Source organism: Parabacteroides sp. AF14-59 (assembly GCF_003479515.1).
In the GTDB taxonomy this organism is placed as follows: domain Bacteria; phylum Bacteroidota; class Bacteroidia; order Bacteroidales; family Tannerellaceae; genus Parabacteroides; species Parabacteroides faecis.
In genome coordinates, this window is sequence record NZ_QUHH01000019.1 from 35,207 (window position 1) to 58,423 (window position 23,217).

At 43.9% G+C, this 23,217-nt stretch carries 17 protein-coding genes; 2 read left to right on the plus strand and 15 right to left on the minus strand.

The window, feature by feature from the left end; translation table 11 throughout:
* Positions 1–237 precede the first annotated feature (237 nt).
* A complete protein-coding gene (locus DWW23_RS18490; protein ID WP_122355061.1) occupies positions 238–2,871 on the plus strand; it encodes a response regulator in 2,634 nt (877 codons plus the stop codon).
* 408 nt (positions 2,872–3,279) lie between these two features.
* Here the strand turns inward: DWW23_RS18490 and DWW23_RS18495 are convergent, their stop codons facing one another.
* The 15 genes from DWW23_RS18495 to DWW23_RS18565 form a co-directional block, all read right to left on the minus strand.
* Positions 3,280–3,765, minus strand: a complete 486-nt coding sequence (locus DWW23_RS18495; RefSeq protein ID WP_122354941.1) for a hypothetical protein — start codon at positions 3,763–3,765, stop codon at positions 3,280–3,282.
* A gap of 114 nt (positions 3,766–3,879) precedes the next feature.
* Positions 3,880–4,155, minus strand: a complete 276-nt coding sequence (locus DWW23_RS18500; protein ID WP_122354942.1) for an HU family DNA-binding protein — start codon at positions 4,153–4,155, stop codon at positions 3,880–3,882.
* 180 nt (positions 4,156–4,335) lie between these two features.
* Positions 4,336–6,894 carry a BACON domain-containing protein gene (locus DWW23_RS18505; protein WP_122354943.1) on the minus strand — a complete coding sequence of 853 codons (2,559 nt, stop codon included), beginning with the start codon at positions 6,892–6,894 and terminating at the stop codon, positions 4,336–4,338.
* 49 nt (positions 6,895–6,943) lie between these two features.
* Positions 6,944–8,113, minus strand: a complete 1,170-nt coding sequence (locus tag DWW23_RS18510) for a fimbrillin family protein (RefSeq protein ID WP_233564386.1) — start codon at positions 8,111–8,113, stop codon at positions 6,944–6,946.
* A gap of 67 nt (positions 8,114–8,180) precedes the next feature.
* Complete coding sequence (locus DWW23_RS18515; protein WP_122354944.1) at positions 8,181–9,299, minus strand: fimbrillin family protein; 1,119 nt, start codon at positions 9,297–9,299, stop codon at positions 8,181–8,183.
* A 24-nt stretch (positions 9,300–9,323) separates the two neighbouring features.
* A complete protein-coding gene (locus tag DWW23_RS18520) occupies positions 9,324–10,619 on the minus strand; it encodes a fimbrillin family protein (protein WP_233564387.1) in 1,296 nt (431 codons plus the stop codon).
* Positions 10,620–10,648: 29 nt separating this feature from the next.
* Positions 10,649–11,602, minus strand: a complete 954-nt coding sequence (locus DWW23_RS18525; protein ID WP_122354946.1) for a fimbrillin family protein — start codon at positions 11,600–11,602, stop codon at positions 10,649–10,651.
* A gap of 21 nt (positions 11,603–11,623) precedes the next feature.
* On the minus strand, positions 11,624–12,565 hold the full coding sequence (locus tag DWW23_RS18530) for a fimbrillin family protein (RefSeq protein ID WP_122354947.1): 942 nt from the start codon (positions 12,563–12,565) through the stop codon (positions 11,624–11,626).
* 46 nt (positions 12,566–12,611) lie between these two features.
* Complete coding sequence (locus tag DWW23_RS18535) at positions 12,612–13,544, minus strand: fimbrillin family protein (protein WP_147382628.1); 933 nt, start codon at positions 13,542–13,544, stop codon at positions 12,612–12,614.
* Between the two features lie 30 nt (positions 13,545–13,574).
* A complete protein-coding gene (locus tag DWW23_RS18540) occupies positions 13,575–14,495 on the minus strand; it encodes a DUF5119 domain-containing protein (RefSeq protein WP_122354949.1) in 921 nt (306 codons plus the stop codon).
* A 15-nt stretch (positions 14,496–14,510) separates the two neighbouring features.
* The gene (locus tag DWW23_RS18545; protein ID WP_233564388.1) at positions 14,511–15,869 is read right to left on the minus strand and encodes a DUF3575 domain-containing protein; all 1,359 of its coding nucleotides are present in this window, start codon (positions 15,867–15,869) and stop codon (positions 14,511–14,513) included.
* Between the two features lie 533 nt (positions 15,870–16,402).
* Positions 16,403–17,320 carry a site-specific integrase gene (locus DWW23_RS18550; protein ID WP_122354951.1) on the minus strand — a complete coding sequence of 306 codons (918 nt, stop codon included), beginning with the start codon at positions 17,318–17,320 and terminating at the stop codon, positions 16,403–16,405.
* A gap of 635 nt (positions 17,321–17,955) precedes the next feature.
* Positions 17,956–18,288: a CGGC domain-containing protein gene (locus tag DWW23_RS18555; RefSeq protein WP_075557030.1), complete on the minus strand. Its 333-nt coding sequence runs from the start codon at positions 18,286–18,288 to the stop codon at positions 17,956–17,958.
* Positions 18,289–18,294: 6 nt separating this feature from the next.
* Positions 18,295–19,848, minus strand: coding sequence for an ATP-binding protein (locus DWW23_RS18560; protein ID WP_222941136.1), 1,554 nt, complete (start codon positions 19,846–19,848; stop codon positions 18,295–18,297).
* Between the two features lie 146 nt (positions 19,849–19,994).
* Positions 19,995–21,947 (minus strand): alpha-L-arabinofuranosidase C-terminal domain-containing protein, encoded by a 1,953-nt coding sequence (locus DWW23_RS18565; protein ID WP_122354953.1) that lies wholly within the window; start codon positions 21,945–21,947, stop codon positions 19,995–19,997.
* A 189-nt stretch (positions 21,948–22,136) separates the two neighbouring features.
* Between DWW23_RS18565 and DWW23_RS18570 the strand changes: the two genes are divergently transcribed.
* The gene (locus tag DWW23_RS18570) at positions 22,137–23,213 is read left to right on the plus strand and encodes an aldose epimerase family protein (RefSeq protein WP_122354954.1); all 1,077 of its coding nucleotides are present in this window, start codon (positions 22,137–22,139) and stop codon (positions 23,211–23,213) included.
* Positions 23,214–23,217: the final 4 nt, after the last annotated feature.

Consider the following 23,217-nt stretch of genomic DNA (forward strand, 5'->3'; position numbering starts at 1 on the left):
GCATTCGAATCCGTTTCCATGACAGGAGTTCCGGTAAAATACCATTTCAAAATCCTCGACAACTACCTAGAATCGACGATCAGCAAATTATCCGACGGGCAGATACTCAACGAAATCCGCGACATCACCGATATCGTAATCAAACGAAACCAGATAGAGACAAAGGAATACGGGAAACTCGAAAATACAGCCGAAAGCTGGTTGCTCCAGCAAAAATACGAATCCTTATACAATCAGATGACCACTATCGTGAATACGTTGCCAGTAGGCGTTGAGATATATTCACCGGACGGTAAGATGCAATTCCTTAACGACACAGATTTCAAGATATTCGGTATCCCCAAAGAATCTTTTGACATCAGCGGCGTAAATATTAATGGCAATCCAAACCTCCCCGACAAAGTAAAAAAAGTAGTGATGGAAGGTGGTGATATCCGTTGTTCCTTTCCATACAGTTTTGAAACAGTAAAAGATTCCAGTTACTATACGACGGCTCAGGATGGCAACATTCACATAGAATGTATCGGCCGCCCCATTACAGACGCTCGCGGACAACTCGAAAATTATCTGTTTATCGTACAGAACGTAACCGAGACAGTACGTGCCACCAGGCAACTCGAAGAGAAAAAACAATTACAGGACAACATCCTCAACAGCATTCCGGCTTGCATACAAATCAAAGATATAGAAGATAATTCGCGTTATGTATTCTGTAATGATGAGAGTCAGCGGTTGTTCGGAATCAGTGTCGATAAAACGATTTACGATGTGATGGAGGCTAAACGTGTCAGCCGCATCGAAAAGACCGACAAGGAAGTATTCGCCACCGGTAACCCCTATAACGGATTGGAACATATCGAATTGAAGGACGGCCGGAGTTTCGACACACTCGTCCGTAAAAGTGTTATATTCGACAGTGGCAAGCGTATGTTGCTTACTGTCCGTTGGGACCAGAGTCTGCAAAACGACCTTAAACGACGGACTAAGATGCTCGACTTGTCTATGGAAATAATGAACGCCCATACCTGGTTCTACGAGCCGGATAAAGATCAGTTCAGTTTTGGCGAAGGTTCCGATAATCTCATAATTAACCCCGTATTGCACGATTCTCTAAAAAAATTCATCAGCTTCGTCCATCCCGACGACCGAAAACTCTTCCTGGACTCTTTCCGACATGCAATAACCCATGAAAACGAAAAGTGGAACGTAGAGTACCGTGCCGACCTGAATAATAACGGCACCTATAACTGGTGGCAGACACAAGGATTAGTCGAAACAACCCAACGCGACGAAGGTCCTTATACATTTATGTTCGGTATGACCATCAGCATCGACAAGCACAAGCAAAATGAATTGACGATGATGCGGGAAAACGAAAAGAAACTGAACGGTCTCATCCAACAAAACGAGCTTATACTCAACAATACCTACTCCGGCCTGGTCTATATCACCACGGACTATATCGTGCAATGGGAAAACGTCGCCAACTGTTCAGCCAGTCTCACCTACGAAGCTTACAAAAAAGGAAGCCACTGTTATGAGTCTTACGGGCTTACTTCCCCTTGCGAGGATTGCGTTATGCAACAAGCAATCCTTTCCCGACAAACGGAACAGATGCAGAACACGTTTGAAAACGGACATACCCTTGAAATTTTCTGTACCCCCGTTTTCAAAGAAGACGGGATAGCAGATGGTATTGTCATCCGCATGGACGATGTTACCGAACGGGAAAATATGATACAGGAACTGAAACATGCCAAGACCCTTGCAGAACAGTCGGACAAACTCAAGTCTGCATTCCTTGCCAATATGAGTCACGAAATACGGACTCCATTGAACGCTATCGTCGGATTTTCCGATCTGTTGATGGAGACAACCGAGCCGGAAGAGAAAGCCGAATACATCAAAATCATCAATATCAACAACGAACTGTTGCTGAAACTAATCAGCGACATCCTGGACTTATCGAAAATCGAATCCGGAACTGTTGAATTGAAGTATGACAAATTCGATATCTCAACCTACTTCGAGGACCTGGTCATCTCGATGAAGCAGCGGATAACAAATTCATATGTACGATTGCTTTCTCATAATCCCTACCCGGATTGCAAAGTTAATCTGGACCGGAACCGTGTCACCCAAATCATAACCAACTACGTCACCAATGCGATCAAATATACCCCAAAAGGATTTATCGAAATGGGATACGAGGTGGTAGAGAATGGTATTCGCCTCTATGTGAGAGACAGTGGCATCGGTATTCCCGATGAAAAGAAGAATAAACTGTTCCAGCGTTTCGAAAAGTTGGACGAATTTGCTCAAGGCACAGGATTAGGACTATCCATCTGCAAAGCCATTGCCGAAGCGATGGGTGGTAACGTCGGCTTTGAATCAACGTTTGGTCAGGGTTCTTTGTTTTGGGCCTTTCTGCCTTGCGAAACGGAGATACACCAGGAAAAACAGCTCCAAACGGAGAAAAAAGCCGTCCCGGTTTCAAACAAATCATCTATTTCAAACGAACGGAAAACGATTCTGATAGCAGAGGATATCGAAAGTAATTACTTATTGGTTTCGACGATCTTAAAGAAAGATTATGACTTGATCCGAGCTAAAAACGGGCAGGAAGCTATGGACATTATCAAAAGTCAGCCTGTCGATTTACTATTGATAGACATGAAAATGCCTATTATGAATGGATTGATAGCAACAGAGAAGATCCGGCAGTTCAACACCAAACTTCCGATTATAGCCCTTACAGCTCACGCATTCGATGCAGACCGCCAAGCTGCTTTGACCGCTGGTTGCAATGAATACCTGATGAAGCCTATCGATAAAACAAAACTCTTCGATATATTGCAAGAGTTTTTATAAAACAACCTGATGATAGCCTATTGATTCCAGTTTTGCGACTTTCAAAAGGCCGCCTTCATGGGCAATGGCTATCTGGGGAAGTAACATGTCTTCCTGGATGCCATAACGAGACATCGTATTTATACATAAATAAAATTGTGTCCCCTTCCAACAGGCGTGATATAGTTTCTTTGATAGTTTCCAACTTCGTCAGATGACTTTTTCAAATTATCCACATGTGAAAACAACTGATTCCAGCAAGTGTCTTTACGAATCAAAAATACAAAACTGAACTTTTCCATGATAAACATTTTTCTTAAAAACAGGCTAGACATGGAATAGGTTTTACTAATGTAATTTTGGCAATCATAGTTTATTTACGGAGATTAGCCTCTGTATTCTCCGCACATTATGCGGCTAATACAGATATTAATACCCGCAAAACTCTACAATCGTCATCTTCCCCACCAACACTAACGCCTCATCATAAGCGATCTCCCCCTTACCGAGATGTCCGGCAAGCGTGCCGATCTTACCGCAAATCTGGAAGCTGGTCAGGACGGACATTGCGATATGGTTTACAGAAGTTTGCGCAGTACGTTCTACGATTTCGGTTAGGTGGAGCATTCGGATAAACAAAACAGGATAACGGAGAGGACAACGGAGGCAGGACATGACGGTTCTTTGCTGGATGAAATCGACGTATGACTGGCGGTCGTGGATGATTACTTCCCGGATAAATTTCTGGTGCTTTTTAGGTAAGGTAGACCAAACGGTGAAAGCTATTTTGTAGATTTTTTCAAGGAAATGGATACGGCCTTCTTTCGACATTTTGTCGAGGTTCCGATTAAAGACTCTTACGTCCGGCACTTTTCCATTGAGGAATAAGGCTTCTAATTTGTTTTGTTTCTTCATGATATATTCTGACAGGCGTTGAATAATTAATAGGAAAAACAAATAACAGATGTATTGGGACGCAGATTCACAATCCATTATATTAAAAATCTGCACCCCAAATACGATCCATTTTCAGACATTCAACTCTTCGAGTAAAAACTTTCCAGGTTTGAACTTGACACTTGTACGTGCCGGTATCATACAGGAAATACCTGTGCGAGGATTTCGCCCCTCCCGTTCGTTTTGCTTCCAAGAGGTGAAACTTCCAAATCCCTGTAACATGACAGGTACATTTTGTTTGAACGCTTCTGTCAATACTTCCTGAAAGACATTGACAAATTTACGTGACTGTTCTTGCGTGATATTCATCTTCACAGCCAACTCGTTTACTAATTCTGCTTTATTCATAAGCCACTACTTAAAAATATATTACTAATTTACAACAAGCTACTCTCCTGTTTAAATACGTTTTTCGATATTCTGCGTACACTTGACACGATTCTTTTCCCCTGCTTTTCGCTCTTCCGTTCAATACCTCTACCATTTGACAAAAACGACAAACCATGATTTAATGTCAAATGTGTAGACCTATCTGGTACGGACACAACGAATACAATTACTGTTATAATCGTAGTCACTACCGACATCACCATTGCCAAGACTTACGACCCAGCGACCGTAGGTACCACCTGTTGAAACAGACCAATAGTAATAACGAACAAACGGAGTGAAGCCACTTATCCTCTCTAACGCATTTCTATTTGTCCACATACTTTTCAGTTCATCCAATGTAGGTATACGCCAATCACTCCTCTCTTCCGTTACCAAATTACTGCAATAAGAATTAGCATAACTAAAAGTAACCCGACCGTCAACTTCCGTTTTACAGACCTGAATAGCACCAAGATAAGCCGGAATTTCCGGTTCCTGATTAGCCGTAACCGTAACTGTACGCGTCGGAGCCTCCGTAACTGCCACTGTAAATATTCCCGTACGTTCAGCACCGGTATTGACGGATGCCGTAAAAGTCAAAGAATCATTTCCACTACCACTGATAGGACTAACTGTTATACCATTACTTGTTTCCGGAGATATAGTCCACGCTAAACCGGCAGTAGCAGTAATCAAACCAGCAGATGTTCTGGTAGCAGCAGCATCGATTACAGTTGTAGCATTGGTAGTACTAAAAGAAGAAGGATCCTGGTTTATAGCGATCGTTCCTGTCGGACCATCAATCGGATCGCCTGCACGAACGGTGATTTCACCGCTTCGCAGAGTTGAAAACGGATTTAGCGATACCTCAAAAGTTATATTTTGGGCACTCCCCGTTGTCAGACTTCCTGACGTCGCTCCTGATAATGTAATCCAATCTCCGTTCGTTACATTAGCTATCCAACTCAAACCGGATGTAGCAATGAATGCCGATGCCTGATCGACTGCCGCTTCCGCACTCATATTTACTGTTGAGCCGGTCACAGTAGATCCTTCTTGTCTGACAGTTATTTCCTGTTTTAGATCCGTATAACCGGGATCGCCCACCGAAGCCCCCGCCTTCACCGTTATTTTTCCGATACGCTCCTGAGCTAGCGGATTGCATGTAGTCGCTTCTACCTCTAACGTTTGTACACCAGCCAGAGCCTCACTACCTGACGTACCCGGATTTGTAGTCGCCCAATCCAGCCAGCCGTCACCGCTTAAAGTTGCCAACCACTGTAATCCTTCGGTAGCAGTAAAAGAAGAAGCACCACCAGAGCCGGCTTCCGCATTCAGCAAAATATCATTTCCTTTCGCCAAGGTAGAACCACTTTGGGTGATTGTTACGGACTGACTCGTGTCATTTATATTAATATTAAAGGAAACACTACGGCTTTCCGCTCTCGGATTGGCTTCTTCAGCCTTGAACACAACATTAGCAGGACCTTGATATGTTATGGTTGCACCCGATGGAATATGCTGACCGTTCAGAAGGGCAGACAACCAAGCAGGCATATCGAATACCCATTGTTGCCCCGGACGGGCTGTGATTTGTATCTCTTTTTCTCCGCCTTTATTAGCAGGCATATCGCCCGGATCAACCTCAATAGGAGGTATTCCGCCTACGGTAATACGTTCATCGGAAATGTCTATGCCCAACAATGTAACAGTCATGGTATAATGAGCATTACGTATTACGTCATAGTTATTCATATTACTACCCGGGAAAAAACGAAAAGTAACATCGGAATATCTTACTCCGCCCTGCACGGCATCACCCGTCAGTTCGATACAGGTTGCATTCGTCACACCGGTTCCGATTTTCTTCTTTTCGGAATCGACAGCATCAGGACCGTCAACAGTTCCTGCCATATTCTCCGGCAGATACCAATAAACAGTTGCACCCAACGGACTAACCGTACCGGTATAAGTTTCATAACTTATATCCGCCAGCTGTCCTGTAGGAACTTCCACCAACGATATAGCAGGAGCATTCTTTAAAACTACCGAAGTCGGAGTAAAACTCAATTCAGCCCCTGTCGAATAGGTAAATTCGATCTTCGCTATCAGGCGTGTCAGTTCTACTGTAATATTTCTTATACCGCCGACCAACACTTCGCCTTCCCACATACCCACCATCTGACACAAATCATTAGCAGGTAAGCCGGCATTTGTGGGTGTATAAGTCAATATATGTTTCTTTAATATCGTTTCATCTGCTATCGCACCCAAGTCACCGGCATTCGAGACAAAATACACACGACTCCTGTTGCCATTCTGGTTATGTTTCAGTTTCAGGTTGACAGTTGTTGCTGTCAGAGAGGGAAGATACTGATTAAACAAACGAAGGCCTGTCGTAACATCATACTGCCCTACCCATAAGCTAGCTATCTGACTTTCTTGCGCTTCCGACAATGAGGTAGTAGCTTTGGTCTGCACCGAATCTCTTACTCCGACAGTCAACGTATCCGATTCGATCGAACCGTCGGCAGTGAAAGTGATACTACGTGTTACAGGAATCCGATTAGCCAGTACATTCAGATTGAATCCGGCATCCACATCTTTCAAGGCATGCGGAGGAATTTCGTTTTCTTCCACATCGGTCTGCGTACAACTGCCGGCAAATAACAGAAGCAACAACACAAGCGACCACGCTTTATTTACTCGTTTCATTGTATTTCTTTTTTTAATTAAGATTCGTATTATCAGTTCTTTTCAGGACTTATCCACCGACATCACCATTTCCGCTCCAAAGTATTTCACTCCACCGGGCAACTGTTACAGTTGTGCCTATCCCTTCATTGATATCCGGGTCAGGATAAGGACTGTCAGGGGCTCCCACATTATCATCTCTAAAAGAGATCGCATTCCACGCCAGTACCCTCATAAGCAAACAACTTTCATTATTTTTCACCTCAAGTGTGAAAATATATCGTTTACCCGCATCAAATGTTATATTCCTGTCTATAGTAGCTCTCAGGAGCGCTGTCTCCTGATTTCGAACCACTGTTATTTCTACATCAAAAGGTTGGCTGTCCTTTGGTAAAATAACGCCTTTTGTTTTATTCAGACCGAGACCATCCGGATCAGAGTCCGGTTCCACAAGTTCAAACTCGTCCGCAACAAATGTCACTTGTGCGTTTATACCTGTACCTCCTCCCGTAGGAAGAATACCGGTATCCTCACCTGCAATTAGGGAGGCACCTGAAGAAGAGATATTCTTTATCACCAGCCCGGTCCCATATAACTGATCGAAAGGGAGTGCATTCCCCGGCCAAGGCATCACATTAAATACTACCTGTGCACATTTCCGACAAAAAGTGTTCAACGTGATCTGGCCTACATTTCCTGAAACCGTAACGTCACGCACGAAAGAGGTCATCACATCTTCTTTATGGAGAATACCGGTTATTCCATACATTCCGTCGGCCCCATTCAGCAACGAACGCGCCGGTGAAACAGCATAAAAATCGAAAACACCGCCCCGCACGACCAGCTTTTGAGCATCCCCCGGTATCTGTTTACCATCCGCATCCACACAACAAGGGGTCAAATCACCATCGGATCCTACCACATAGGTTGCTTCAAATGAAGGAGCTACCGTAGAAAAAGAGATCGGTGGCGACATTTCACCTGTCTTGCTTCTAAAATAGGCTCCAATACGAACGGTACTTCCCGCAGGCAAAGGAGTGGGTGACGGGATGACGGTTTCACCCGCACGAGTCAAAAGTTCAGGTACACCCAGGTCAGGTTTTCCAAAACTGAGTACTACCGGCCGGTTCTCTTCCGGTACGATCTCCTCCACCGAGCCTGCCGTACACCCCGCCAGCAGACTACCGGCCAGTAGCCTCAATAGAAATAATTGTACTCGATTCCCTACCATCTTATTCATTTTAATTTTCAATTCTCTATAGTGAACGGAGGGGGTATCGCTCCCCACCCGTCCTAATCGTTGCGGCCTATTCTACCGGTACTTCGGTCGACCCGCCGTCGCCCCAGTCTGCAACCTCTATATTGTCAATTACAACACCTTGCGGAGACAACCGAATATTGTAGATATAATTATTCCCTTTTATCCAGTTGACCATAAATGAGCCGACAGAACCGCTGCCTCCGGGAGGAGTCATCGTAAACATGCGATCATCGTCAAGCGTCATTTCCAATGTCGCAACCACACCTGTCACAGGGATAACCAACCCGAAAGCCTGTACCGCCACATCGGATACATCGACAACATTACTCCCTACCGTACGCATATTTCCATCGGCAGTAAACCACAACTCATCGACAGCAGTCATCGTACCACTCAAGTCACCCGTTGCCAGATTTAACTTGGCACTCGAAGATTTCTTAAAACCATCAGTACTTTTCAACACTACTTTTTTTACACTCGCGTCAGCAAATACTGCCCCTCCATCCATTTCCAACACCCGAAAACTAACTTTTGCCAAAGCATGATTCATGGTTAAAGAAACTTCCGGATGCCAACGATCAACTTTATCCGGTACCGTACAATACAGATAATCATCCTGATCTGTCTCCCACTGTATGTCAGTCGATGCGTCTACCGGATTTTCCCCGTCGCTAAAATAAAATTTCTGCTTATCCAACACCTTAACGCCACTCATCAAGGGTTCTCTCGGAGTACCCGACAATGACACATTCCTTTCTGCAGGCGAAAAGCCATATGCCGCTCCTTCCTCCGAAAACAGCAAAAGTCTCTCTTCACCATCCGCTAGTTGCCAGGCTACAGGAACAGCCAACACATCGAAAATAAACACCTGTGTGTTATTTCCACTTGCATAGGAACTCACAACACCACTACTGCTTTGCTTCGTAACGCAAAGACCGACCGTTGTCAACGGATTTGGATTTATAGCACCATCCATCGGACCGCCGGTCACGACACTTCTCGATTCGATCTCTAACGACAAGCCCAGATGCTTAACGGATAAAGGAACACCTTGTTCTATGTCATCCTTGCCTCCAGCTTCAGGCAAAACAATATCTGCTTGCGTACAACCTACACACAACAAGAGAAAGAAAACAACCGAAAGCATATATATGAACTGTTTCATGGGCTTTGTTTATAATGATACTGATTACAGAGGTATTTCGTCCTCCTCGTTGTCAATCCATGCTTCAACAGTTACATCCATCACAGTCAACTTATTACGTCCGGCTGAAAGCGTATATATGTAGTTATTGTTAGCATCCCAGCTATTCGCAGGCAGGACAACGGGGTAATCCACTGCAGCGTCCACACCTTCTTTCAATGTTACGATCACCTCTATATCATTATCACCGAATGTGGTAGGATACACAATGTTACTGACCGCTTTGGATACAACTTTTGCATTCACGGTAGTACCATTCGTTACAAAGCTATATTGCCCTTCCGTTCCACCGGTTTCCACTTGTCTCATTAATATATAGTTATCAATCGTACGGCTGATGTCTCCATTCACCAGTGCATTGGGCGTAATCCTACCATCGACCAAAGACATATAGGCTGTACCCATCTTGAAAGGATCTGACCCGCCGGTCATATTCTTTATCCGGAACTTTGTAAAGTTCACATCATTATCACTCAGTTTACCGCCGTCATACACACGGAAGGTGACCATCGCCATAGCATGCTTCATATCCAGATTGATCTTATAACCGGGATTGACATCATTCGTATTATCCGGTTCATCTTCCGGCTTGACCGGTTGTTGTCCGACAGTACGTCCGTTATTGACATAACGTCCGCCGTCAGCACCAAAGTACAGGTAGTCTTTCTCTGTAGACAAAGAGAGGTTTATCAGATTTGTTCTGGGTGTACTCGTCCATACCCCACCATTCCAATATTTCTTCGCATTATTGGTCGATGCATCGATATTTCCGCTTGCCAGAATTGTTACCGGAATTTTCAGGTCGGTTGCACTGGCTATGTTTAGAGTCGGATCATAAGGATAATAAGCATAGACCTGCCCGATGTTTTTGGTCAGAAAATAAGGAACTTCTCTCGTTGTTTCAAAATCGACTCCTTTTGTCTGTATGGAAATCCAGTTTGCTCCTCTTGCATCTCCCATATACCACACATGGTGACCGGTATATCCCCCGGCATCAGGTTGATACCAGTCGGTTGCATTCTTATCTGTAATCACAATACCCAAACCCGGTGCAATATCAGCCTGGCCATAATCAGCTGCATTATAGGTTATAAGATCACCGCTTACCACCGATTTGGTAGATGCCTTTGATCCAGCATCCACCTTTAAATTAGGTGTGATGCCCAAAGTAACCAGATCGTCATCACCGGTACCGTCAACAATCTCAGTTTCTGTCTCCGAACAGCTTGTAGCTGTCAGCAGGGCTATAAAGAGAGCCCCCATTGTCATACTCTTTTTCATTTTCATTCGTTTTTTTAATTATATACTATTTATATAGGTATATCTACCTCGTCATGTTCTGTCCAGGCAGCCACGCCAACGAAGGTTGTTTTTATTTGGCTCTCCTCTGTGAAAAGTAGCGAGATTACATGGCTTTTTCCTGTCAGAAAACCACCCTCTACCCCTATAGCCACCTCCGATGTCGTCTCTGTTTCATTACCTCTTCCATCTTTGGTCGTAACAATCTGCAGACGATACGACCCACCCGATACCGGAAGCAAGACAATACCCTGTGGATCGGGTAATTCTTCTTCTTCCTCAATCTCGGGAATCGGAAATACAGGCATATCCGGCACAGATACTATCTTTATGTCGGTAGCTGAAGAAACATCTGTAAGGAAAGGAGGAACTACCGAAAAAGTTAGTTGCTGTCGGGTATGCACATTTTCCACATCAATCTGAGTGACGCTTCCCCATTTATCGGCATCCCTGCTGTAACAAACCAATTGTATCTGCGTCAACAGATGGTAGAAAATGCATGTATTGAACGGTGTATATGCATTTCCATTCAGGAAATCGGTTGCCATAATATCGGTTGTTCCATCCACCGTAAACTGGACCATTCCCGCCGCCGTATCTGCCTCTACAGTTTCACCCTCCATCGGAAAATAGCCCTGCATACGGATAGTACGTCCATCGACCGGATAAAACTGCGGGATAGTAAACAAAATTGGTTGCCTGCCATCTCCACCGTTACGCACAGCCTTGCACACGTGCCATGCACCATACGTTCCCGATCGAGGCACAGTTTCATCCTGACGGGCAAAACAGACAGCCAAAGCATCCGCATAGCCGGAACCGATCACCGCGCGGGAAGAAAGTCCGATCGACCCTTCCAGTCGAACCGTTGTCTCGACAGGTTGTAACCCATTGTTGCCTCCGTCTGAACAGGCCATTCCCCCACTCAGGCAAACGAACGCCGTTATCACTATTCTTTTCTTCATCTCCTGCTACGCGTAAAGGGATTATGGAGGAGTTATCTCTGAACCACCACCGTTACCGGTTTGCCAGGGAGCAATACCGGCTTCTATACTAATCTCGCCATCAACCGTAAAGTTGAGCGTGATCAGGTGGGACTCACCGGCCTTGACACCACCATTGATATTGTCGATAGGTACAGCCAGTATTTTTTCAGTTCCATTATAAGTGGCTACAACTTCCAGATTGATAGCAGAAGCAGCCGTTCCCATATCTGCAACGGGAAAAACCATCAAGTGACCGATTGCAGGATCAACTTCAGCAGACGACACCACTTCTTGTGGACAGTTCACTACCGGAAGTACCTGGTTTGCTGTTCCGTTTATCACAGATGCACCATTTACCTTATCGAGTGAAAGCGTCAGCGAAGTCGCTACATTCTGTAACTTTATCGAAGAAATGGCGGTCCATTTCGCTATCGCCTCGGTAGAGCCTGTACACAAGAACTGCAACTGAGTCAGCAAATGGCGGAATGTAAACGGAGTGAAATGATTATCGGATGCTCCGGTTTGTAATTCTGTAGCCATTATATCTTCATCGCCGGTAATGGCATATACAACAGTTGCAGGATCGCTGTCCGTCGTCAGAGTAGCCTGGGGATGAAAGCCGATCAAGACCGACTGTCCGTTAGTATTCAGATAGGTTTGCCTGGCATCGAATGTGATAGCCGTATTATTAGTACCACCGGCACGGACGGCTTTGACCGCTGTCCAGTTACCAGTTGAGCCCGGATTATCGAAACGGGCAAACGACACATCCAGATTATCTGCATAATCGGTATCTATCACCGCACGGGTAGACTCTCCGATACCGGCACTTATCTCGATCGTCCCTCCGGAACCACTCTCAAGAGGCTCCTCCCCGCTGCTACAACTACAGATAAAAGTAGCCGACAGCATACTTATTACCAGAAACTTGTTTGTTTTCATATTATACTAGTGTTTATTGATAAAATGATACTTGATTCTTTTTTCTTTATTCTTCCGTTATCGTTCCGTTTCCGGAAGCACCGGTTTTCCAGGGTGCTATTGCAACGGAAAGGGAAGCTTCATCCTTCACGCGAAGTCTGACCGACAACAAGTAAGAAGTACCTGCAACCGACAGCTTATCATCTTCATGGAATGTGACCGGCAGATGCTCGAAACACTCCAAATTGCCGTCTTTGTCTTCTATCGTTATCGTCAGGTTGACTGCTATGCCGGATTGTATCATGGTCACTTTCCCGATATCCGTCCAGGTGGTTGTTAAAGAAAGCCTTTCTTCTTCCTTCATCCGGTCCACAACCGCCACCATTCCCCTTTCGCCACTGAATAACAATCTTTTATCCACCAACGACAGTACAGCATCCTGTTGCATTCCCTCCGCAACCAGGCTACGTAATTTCCATCCTTGTGCTTCGCCTACTGCATCACAACACAGGCGAAAACGGAGTTGGGTCAGCAGATGAAGAAATTCAAACGACTTTTCTTCCCTCCAGAACATATCCGTCAGAGAGCCGCTTTGCTCATTCGACACCAGAATATCCTGCTGCCCATCAATCGAATACTTTCTCTTCCCGGCGCTATCCTGCTTGCCTTCAGGGGCAAAACCGCACAGGTATATACGGCTGTCGTCGGAAGGATAATATTTCGGTCCTGCCAGGTCGGTACTTCCGTCCGGTTTTACAGAGGCTTTCCAGATCTCCGTATACTTCCTCGATTCATTCCCCTTGGCAAAAAACACCGGGTTGGAAAAAGAAGCCTCTCCTGAGAGTTCCTTCAAAAAAGCATAAAGTACCAATTCCTGTCCATTCTGGTTGGAAAGTTGTACGTCATTACCTGAACACGCCGTCATCATTCCCCACAGAAAGGAAACCAGTATCGGTAAAGTGTACCGTTGAACATGTTTATTTTCAATTTTTATTTTCATATCTGTCATTTCAAATATTCTTAATAACTGTCACATAGCCCGATTGCTCACCTCTCCCGTCCCTTCTTTCCACTCTGAAAGAATGATTTTAAATCCATCCACTTTATCATAGACAATCTCCATATCCAATACGATATAGGCCGATATGCTTTTTTCCAATGCGTCGATTACTTCACCGGTTATGTTGGTCAATGAGGTAATCTCCTTCCCGTCTTTCGTCCTGAGCGTCAAATAAAGTTCGACCGGATCGTTATTCTCCGTTCCTCCCGATAAACCGAACAGGTTTAGAGAAGCGGTATACACACCCGAAGCAGCAACCACCGCTTCGAATGCCATAAAAGCAACCGTATCAAACAACGGTTGCCCGTCCGGTATGTGTATCCGCGCAGAGACACCTGTCAAACGACCGGACAATCCCTCTAACGAAAGCACTTCTTCCCCTCCTTTTACTTTTATATTCAGTTCCAATGTCTTGACCAGATTGATCGGATACAGCTCTTCCACTACGGCCTGCTTCCCTCCTATATCGATTATCTGGCAACCCGTGCCAGATAAATTACCAGGATGCTCAATATGCACAGAGGACGATTTTAATCCGGATATCTGCCGTACTTTACCGTAAGCCTGTTCATAACCGTTATCCATTTCCAGCACGACGTTCTCACAATCGGTATTGCAAACTGCCACCTTATATTGTCCCGCCGGAAGTGTCCCCTCGTAGCCTGAAGCAGATCCTTGCCGGATAACCGGAAATCCGATCCCGTCTTTATAAAAATAATAAGTCATCACCGAAGGATGATCGATCCGTGTCTGCCAATTAAGATGCAAACGTACTTTTCCGTTCCTTTCCCAATCTTCATCGGGCGTATGATAAGTACAAGCCGGCAGAGCAAGAGCGCATACAAGAAGTACCACCCACTCCCTAATTCTATTTTTTTCCTGCTTCTTCATATTTCTATTCTTTCTTTATCTGATTTGAAAACGATATACCAAACTTACCTTCAAACCAATCATAAAACCCGTCGACGAAAAACGGGTCTCCAAATAATTTTTGTCATCTATTTTATCGTAACGATATTTCTTTCCGTCGAAAACCGAACGATAACCAGTCCGCATACTAACCTCACAACAGAAGCCTTTTCCTAAAGGTATCAGACAGCCTATGGAAGCACCTAACGTCCAAAAACGACCCGTTCTGCCATAAAGTACCTCGCTGTCGGGATCAATCTCACTACCACACACATCAAAATCTCCATACTCACCGAATAATCCAGTATTCAGCCCGGCAAAACAACCGGAACGCAACGGCCACACACGAGGTTCGACTGAAAATTCAGAGACCGACCAGCGGTCGCGTATCTTATCTTCATAAGAGAAATCAGCGTACATTCCTGATGCAACGACCGACCAACGCCCGGCAAAATACCATTCAATCTCTAAGTTAGGCATGAACGAACCGGTCTCTATCTCTGTCTGACCGGTTCCCAAACGCACCGAAGGGACCAATGTACACCAGGGAAGCAGGTTCGTTTTTACAGCAAGATATGCCGCTCTTCGTTCCGTTTTTTCTACAATAGCCGGTATCACCTTTACTTCCTGCCGGGCGGCTAAATTATGTTCATTTTTTACCGGCACTGTTTCCTTCGTTGTCTCCGTCGTAACCAAAAGGACGGCTGAAACGTCTGCCACTTCATATTGTTGCAAGGTATCCACCACCGATGCCAGCCGGTAATCTTCCAGTTCCGAAGGGTCGAAAAGAGGATCGTCTATCCGATATACTTCATGGTCATTATGGCCCGTTACCCCACGACGGTACAGGTCGACATAGGGCACAACTCCATACCGACTAATGGCTGCCTTTATGGCACTAGGGTAACGGCTTTCGCTGTAATGAATGGCTATATTGGCGAACCAGGGCAATGGTTTATGAACCTTATATACATGTACCTGGTCACGGTAGTTTCCGCTACGGTCGATATAGAAGGCAACACAATCATGGGGAATATCGAAACGGGTTTTCAGGTAGGCACGGATACGACCCGCACGCAGCGAGGCTTCGTTCACAACCTCTTCATCTTCGTATTCATAGGCATTCACATGCGAGACGATCAACAAATGGCAATCACCTTTTAGGATTTGGTCACGGGATACGTCGAGTAAACCGCCCATCCGTTCCAATTGATAAGCGTTGTCTCCGTAGTCAGCAAGGAACAGGTCATTATCCTGGCGGAAAGAGAAAAGGAATGATTCAGCCTTATAATAGGTCGTAGTCTGGGCATCCGTTTCCATCCCCTGAAGGAAGTTAAGCAGTAACAGGAAGATCATTCTTTCCCATATTCTCCGGTGTGAACTTTTTATCCTATACATATTAATATATAATACCAGTTTGTTCAATATTAGGCAGTTGCCATGATTATCACTAACTCTCTGTAAATGTTCACCTTATTTATATAATAAGGGTAGAGGGTGAAAAAAAGCCCTTTCCCGAAGAACCTCCTTAGGGAGTTTTTAGGGTAAAAAATGAAGGATTGATGTCTTTTTGAGTCTTTTTGGAGGAAGAAACGGTACTGCGGAAATAGCAGTTTTCTCTTAACAGATTTAAAAACGATGGCAGTCCGGGCCTGTTTTATACCATCTTGTAATGAAATTCATATTATATGGCTAAAAAATAGGTTAACTTGTGAAATTTAGTAAAATTGATATGCCTTTTTTAAGAAAACACCCTACACTCCTTGTTTTTTCATTTTTTTCTTCTTACGTTTGCCACGTACTTCATTACAATTCAGGATTTTTCTTATTTATAAAACACTGATTGTAAGACTAAAAGAGGATGTTTCCCCTTATTATATAAATAAGGTTTACCCCACCCGCAAACAGCCTCCGACCGCTTCGGAAACCTGCCGGTTTGCTTTGGCTATTTCCGATACGTCAAACTTCTGCAAATAGATACGGGTCGTTTTTTCCGATGTATGTCCCAGTGCCTGGCTGATCACGCCGATAGCGACATGCAGGCGGTACGCCTCCGAAGCCCAGGCATGACGGAACGAATAGGTCGTCAATGTTTCCGGCAAATCCAGCATCACACTGATTTCTTTCAGGTAACGGTTTTCCGTCGCCAGGCAGCTTTTATACTGTTCGTGGGTCGCATCTTCCGGTAATACAGGGAAAAGGTAACGCCTCTCTTTATTTTTATACCGATCGATCAGCATCTGCATCCCCGAAGTCACTTCCATCTGGATAAAGGCTCCCGTCTTCTGCCGGTGGTATTGTAATACCGTACCGTTCTCCACCAAATTCTCACCCGTCAGATGCACAATATCCACAAAAGGAATACCGCAAGCCATAAACGAAAACAGTGCCAGATCGATAGCAAGCTGTTTCTTCGGCTCACTTTTCAAATCCAGAGCGGCTATTTCCTTTATCACTTCCACTGGTACAGCACGTTTACGCGTCTCCTCCTGTCTGAGGTGAATCCCCACAAAAGGCGACTCTCCCGTTTTTTCCTTCGATTCCCGACGGGCACGGTTATACATCGCCCGAAGGTTACTCATGTAACTATTCACCGTATTCACACGCAGTCCTTTTTCACGCAACCATTTCAGAAACGCCTCAACCAAAGCCGGTGTCACATCTTTCAGGCACAATTCCTTACCACCCGAGAAACATATAAAATGATTACGCACCGCCCGATACAGATCAGCCGTACTTTCATCGCCACAGGAACGCTTATCCTCTTCCTGCAACAACATCTGTCTATAAAAATCTCTTTTCTTCATACTCTTCCTCCATTTTATTCGGATTAATCAAAAAGATAAAGATAAACATTCATAACTTTCAGAATGTTCGATTTTTACAGATCAGGCTAACAGCGGTTTTCACTCAAACGGCTGTTCCGGAAGAAAAAACCGCCTTATCACCCTGTTTTCCACTCTTTATAACCTCTCCTTTCGGAAATCATTGCAATGATTCTTCCCTATCATCACAATGTCCCGACAGAGTCATCACAATGACTTCACGCACTCATCACAATGAAGGGGGACAATCATTGTGATGAAAATTTTAACACTACAAAATATGGGGGGGATTTTCTTCAGATTATACTCTAAAAACAGGTTTACGTGTCTTTCGGAAAACTAGATGCTTTTTCTGAACAGTTCATTTTCAATTGACAAATTGCAGCAGATTTTATCTTTTTCCTGTCACTAGCTCTAAAAACATTGCAATGATTATATTTTTCTCCTCTCAAATATCTCCTCCCAAAAGAAACTCCCTCAATCCGTCATTACTGAACTCCGGATTAAGGGAATAAATGTTTTTGAACTCTCTTTAGCCCTTATACATGGCAAAGAAAAGATAGATGAATTAACAGTTTGTCAAAACGTCAGTTTCGTATTTATTATGAACTTTAAGCCTAGTGAGTATAATCTAAAAAACGAATACCCTCAGGTAAATCATTCTCAATTAACATTTTCATTTTCTTGGCGAAAGGGCATGGGTAACCTAATGGAGTACCTTTCTGAATACACGAGGCAAATGCAATAGTATCGGCACCTCTTTTCACAAGCTCTCTTGCCCTTAGTACAGATTTCTTTGCAGGGCATCCTCCACAATTGCAGAAACCGACAATTTCTATATCTTCTGTTATACCTTCAAACGCCCCTTTTCTTTCTCTGATCACCTTAAAGTCTGTTGTACCCGGACAGTAATCTTCTGTCTGCATACATCTGATAATTCCAACTTTCATAAGTCATTATTTAGATTCTATTTTCCACTCCTCTATATTGCGCGTCTTTGCACTAAAATTCACTCCTATCTTAAATAATTGACGGGGATCGGCTGCAAAAGGAAGCGCATAGCCTTTTTCATTTATTTGCCGCAGAGCATCGTCAGCTGTTCCGTTCAGTTTAAATTCCATCAAGTAAATGAAACGATCTGTTTGTAATACCAAGTCAATACGCCCTTCCGAAGTATGGTATTCTGCTTTTACATAGAAACCAATCAACTTGAACACAATAAACAGGACATTTTGGTAATGTAACTCCAAATCACGAACCAACTCGTAAGGAGTATCAGCAAAAAGACTTTGCAAACGACGGAAGAAGGAATCATAATTGCCGGAACGTATCTCACGAACAAACTTCTGAATATGGAAAGAAGAATCGACTTTATCCGTATTAGCATAGAAAGGAAGCAGATATTTCATAAAACCCTCCTCCACTTCACGATTAGGAAATCCCAGACGATAAATACCAAATTCACGATCATATCCTTTGATGGTAAGATATCCACTCTGATAAATCACAGGTATTGGATTAACAGATGTGGAGTCAATGCTATTCAAAACATCGGCATCCGTTTCCGTATGCGCCATGTTATACAGGTTATAATGAGAGTGCTTTAACAATTTCACCAAATAGGTTGGTGTACCTGTTTCAAACCAATAGCTACCGAATTGTAAATACTTAAAGGTATTAAGCAAACTGAAAGGATTATAAATTCCTTTTAAATTCTCCGTAAAATGATATCCATCATAAAATTCTCTCAATGCTATACAAACCTGATCATAATCCATATTCTGCACACGAGCTAATTCATGCAAATCATCTTTAAAATAAGCATGTATCTCCGGTTCCGTTATACCACAAATGTTCGCATTACGGTCGTCCATTGATATATCCATCAGATTATTCAGGTCACTGAACGCACTTACTTTCCCGAACTTGGTTACACCGGTCAAAAAAGCAAACTTGATATCCCCGTCCATACTCTTCATCACACCATAAAAAGCCATCAAAGTATCACGGAATTTTTCTTGCAGTTCATCATTTTCCAATGCCTGCAACATCGGCTTGTCGTATTCGTCAATCAGGATTACAACGCGTTGACCGGTCTGCCTGGCAGCCCTACGGATTACTCCTTTAAAGCGCAGTGAAAGTGTCGTTTCATCCGGTCCATGACCATAAAGCTCTTCCCACTGAGTCAACTGATTACTTAACAAAGCATCCAGACGCTCAGGACTGTCGAATTTTTCGGCGTTTAAATCCAAATGAAGTACAGGATATTCCAACCAATCCTTTTCCAGCTTTTCGATAGCCAAGTCTTTAAACAACTCCTTTTTTCCCAGAAAATAAGCTTCCAGGGTAGAAATAAGTAAACTCTTACCAAAACGGCGTGGGCGATTTAGTAAATAATAGCGTCCAGTTTTCACTAATTGATAAACCAGCTCCGTTTTATCAACATAGATATATCCATCCTCACGAAGACTTTCAAAATTCTGTATACCGATGGGATAAAGCTTTGCCATAATTTATCTGATTGAAATAATACCTTTTAAGCAAAGTACGCAATAAAGATCGGCATTTACAAAAAAAGGACAGGTTAATTGGAGGTTATTCAAATCAAATTATGGTACAGGAATCCGAAAAGACCTGCACCATATAAATAGGAATATCAAAACGCAATGCGATAAACAGAGAAACTTAACGGGCGAAGTACAACTTCTGCAGCCGGAGCTTCCAGTTCGATTTCTGAAACAACAGGCACTACCTGGTCCGGTTTGCAGATTGTACTTTTAGCTTCCAGGTCAGAAGCGTGAAGTACGGTTACTGTACCTTTATGTTTTCCACCGGAAAGGCCATTTAAATCCAGTTTCACTTTTCTGTTTTGAATACCGGTATTGGCGATCTTAATGATCAATTCATTTGTCTTCTTATCGACTGCTGCCGTTGCATACAGATCATTTTGTCCGGTAACCGGTTCGTTCTGCATAGTTAAAGGCACGACATTCGTACCGACATTATGACCGTAAAGTTGCTGCACATAATAATTCGGTGTCTTCACCAAAGAAAGATTATCGAACCAGATCAAATCCGGACGCCACTGCCAGGCATCCACATGGGCAAACAGAGGTGCATAAGTACAGATATGTACTACATCCGCATTACGCTCAAAACCAGTCATAAAAGCTGCCTCAGCCAATGCTGTCAGGAAACTATTCTCGCGATTGTTCGGATGGCAGGCATATTCACCGGCAAAAACCTTAGGACCGTTACGATCGTATGAGTCATAGCGTTTGGCACCATTCAGAAACCATTCGGGAGAACGGTAAAAATGTTCATCTACCAAATCGACTTTCATCCGCTTCATTTCAGGCCACAAGAAGTCGAAATCTTCCCCTTCCGCTTGTGGACCAGAACTACCAATAACTTTGATATCCGGATATTTGGCACGAATAGCCTTTACGAAAGGTTCCAGGCGTTCGGTAAACAAAGTACCCCACTGCTCATTACCAATAGCTATAAACTTCAGGTTGAAAGGAGCCGGATGTCCCATATCGGCACGCAGTTTTCCCCATTTAGAAGTCACAGGACCGTTGGCAAACTCGATCAGGTCAAGGGCATCGTCAATATAAGGTTGCAATTTATCGACCGGACAGTTTTCTTTCGGATCATCATTTTCATACTGACAAGAAAGACCACAGTTCAACACAGGAAGCGGCTCGGCACCGATATCCTCACTCAACTGGAAATATTCAAAGAAACCTAAACCATAAGACTGATAATAATCGGAGAACTTCTTATGAGGAAATGTATAATTCCAACGATTGATATTGATCGGTCGGTTTTCAACCGGACCAACCGTATTTTTCCACTGATAACGAGTGGCCAGGTTCGTTCCTTCCACGATACAACCTCCGGGAAAGCGGAATACACCCGGTTTAAGATCTTTCAATGCCTGTGCAAGATCGGCACGCATACCGTTCGGACGGTTATTGAATGTTTTCTGAGGGAATAAAGATATATGTTCCAGATCCGCCGTTCCCTGTGTAAGCATCGTGATACGTAAACGGGAATGGGCTTCTGTTGCCTCAGGAGTCAGGACAACGGAATACTTTTTCCAATCTTTACCGTTTATCTCAACTTCCTTTGTTTCATAAATGTCATGCCCACTATTTACCAGATTTATACGAAACTTGATCGGACCGTTAGTTACCGTACGGGCATAGAAAGAAAAGTCATACTTCTCCTCTGCCTTAATACCAATACCTTTAAAACCTTCGTTATCCAGCCCTGTACCGGTCAATTCTTTATTATAAGAAAGACGTACATAATGCGGATTCTTGTCAAAACAGGGGGATTTGGTCTGTACCGTTACATTTCCAAAAGGAACCCAGCCCCCGAAAGGATTTTCAAACTCAAAAGAACGGTTCTTAATCAACTCTGCATACAATCCTCCATCCGCTCCGAAGTTGATATCTTCAAAAAAGATACCGTACATGGTGGATTGGATAGACGCACCCGTTTGCTGCACGTCTATTTTGAACTCACTAGTCTGTGCCATCAGACTGCTTACCCCCATACTAAAGAGGAACAGAGAGATAGCGTTTTTCATGCTTCTTCTCATATCAAGTGTTTTTCCGTAAATAAAAGATTTATTTAGTTGCAAATGTACACTAAATACATATTTAAAAGGTGGACTAATACACTAAATTGGTAGACAAAAAGCGGCTTTATGCTCTATAACATCTTTTCGTGCATCCTATTTACGAAGAAGTAGGCTAATTTTACACGCAATTTTGATAACATTACATACATGAAGAACAAGAATACACTGTCTGGCTTGACTGTGGCTAATTTCAGCAAGCAAATAGACGGGAAGGAGACGATGCTATGTATCCTGACCAATAAGAAAGGAGCAGAACTTACCATTACCAACTACGGTGCAAAAATTGTATCGCTTATGGTACCGGATCGGTCCGGCAAGTTAACCGATGTTGTTACCGGACATAATTCAATCGATGATTATCTGGTTTCTGAAGAGCCTTACTTCGGAGCTATCTGCGGTCGCTACGGGAACCGTATCGCCAAGGGTTCATTTACACTCGACGGCGTTGTGTACGATAAGTTGGCCATCAACAATGGTCCCAACAGCCTTCACGGAGGACTCAAAGGTTTTAATTCTGTTGTATGGGATGCCAATCAGACCGATGACCAGACCATAGAACTGAAATATACGTCAGCAGACGGTGAAGAAGGTTTCCCCGGAACATTAAAAGTGACTGTTACATACCATCTGACAGACGACAATGAAGTCGTAATCATGTATCATGCCGTAACAGACAAACCGACCGTATTGAACCTGACCAACCACTCCTACTTCAACTTATCAGGAGCAGGCGATCCGTCAGTAGCAGATCACACACTGACAATCAATGCCGATCAATATCTTCCTACGGATGAAACAGCCATCCCTTACGGAGCACCGGAAAAGGTGGAAGGTACCCCGATGGATTTCCGTACCCCTTATCTGGTAGGTGCACGCATAGACGAACCGACCGACCAGTTGACCTGGGCAAGAGGCTACGACCATACCTATATATTAAATAAGGAAGAAGGCGAACTGGGTTTCTGTGCCCGTTGTCAATCGCCGAAGACCGGTATTATCATGGAAGCATATACAACCGAACCGGGTGTACAATTATATACAGGCAACTGGATGACCGGCAATTTCGAAGGAAAGAACGGACAGCGTTACCCGGCAAGAGCTGCTTTATGCCTGGAAACACAACATTTCCCCGACAGCCCGAACAAACCGGAATACCCCTCTACCGTACTCCGTCCGGGAGAAGTTTTTGAAAGCAAGACCATTTATAAATTCTCTGCTGAATAACAAA

Bases quoted from the DNA above. Each gene is read 5' to 3' on its own strand.
- DWW23_RS18490 (WP_122355061.1), top strand. From the start codon at position 238: ATGACCACTATCGTGAATACGTTGCCAGTAGGCGTTGAGATATATTCA.
- DWW23_RS18495 (WP_122354941.1), bottom strand. From the start codon at position 3,765: ATGAAGAAACAAAACAAATTAGAAGCCTTATTCCTCAATGGAAAAGTG.
- DWW23_RS18500 (WP_122354942.1), bottom strand. From the start codon at position 4,155: ATGAATAAAGCAGAATTAGTAAACGAGTTGGCTGTGAAGATGAATATC.
- DWW23_RS18505 (WP_122354943.1), bottom strand. From the start codon at position 6,894: ATGAAACGAGTAAATAAAGCGTGGTCGCTTGTGTTGTTGCTTCTGTTA.
- DWW23_RS18510 (WP_233564386.1), bottom strand. From the start codon at position 8,113: ATGAATAAGATGGTAGGGAATCGAGTACAATTATTTCTATTGAGGCTA.
- DWW23_RS18515 (WP_122354944.1), bottom strand. From the start codon at position 9,299: ATGAAACAGTTCATATATATGCTTTCGGTTGTTTTCTTTCTCTTGTTG.
- DWW23_RS18520 (WP_233564387.1), bottom strand. From the start codon at position 10,619: ATGAAAAAGAGTATGACAATGGGGGCTCTCTTTATAGCCCTGCTGACA.
- DWW23_RS18525 (WP_122354946.1), bottom strand. From the start codon at position 11,602: ATGAAGAAAAGAATAGTGATAACGGCGTTCGTTTGCCTGAGTGGGGGA.
- DWW23_RS18530 (WP_122354947.1), bottom strand. From the start codon at position 12,565: ATGAAAACAAACAAGTTTCTGGTAATAAGTATGCTGTCGGCTACTTTT.
- DWW23_RS18535 (WP_147382628.1), bottom strand. From the start codon at position 13,544: ATGAAAATAAAAATTGAAAATAAACATGTTCAACGGTACACTTTACCG.
- DWW23_RS18540 (WP_122354949.1), bottom strand. From the start codon at position 14,495: ATGAAGAAGCAGGAAAAAAATAGAATTAGGGAGTGGGTGGTACTTCTT.
- DWW23_RS18545 (WP_233564388.1), bottom strand. From the start codon at position 15,869: ATGATCTTCCTGTTACTGCTTAACTTCCTTCAGGGGATGGAAACGGAT.
- DWW23_RS18550 (WP_122354951.1), bottom strand. From the start codon at position 17,320: ATGAAGAAAAGAGATTTTTATAGACAGATGTTGTTGCAGGAAGAGGAT.
- DWW23_RS18555 (WP_075557030.1), bottom strand. From the start codon at position 18,288: ATGAAAGTTGGAATTATCAGATGTATGCAGACAGAAGATTACTGTCCG.
- DWW23_RS18560 (WP_222941136.1), bottom strand. From the start codon at position 19,848: ATGGCAAAGCTTTATCCCATCGGTATACAGAATTTTGAAAGTCTTCGT.
- DWW23_RS18565 (WP_122354953.1), bottom strand. From the start codon at position 21,947: ATGAGAAGAAGCATGAAAAACGCTATCTCTCTGTTCCTCTTTAGTATG.
- DWW23_RS18570 (WP_122354954.1), top strand. From the start codon at position 22,137: ATGAAGAACAAGAATACACTGTCTGGCTTGACTGTGGCTAATTTCAGC.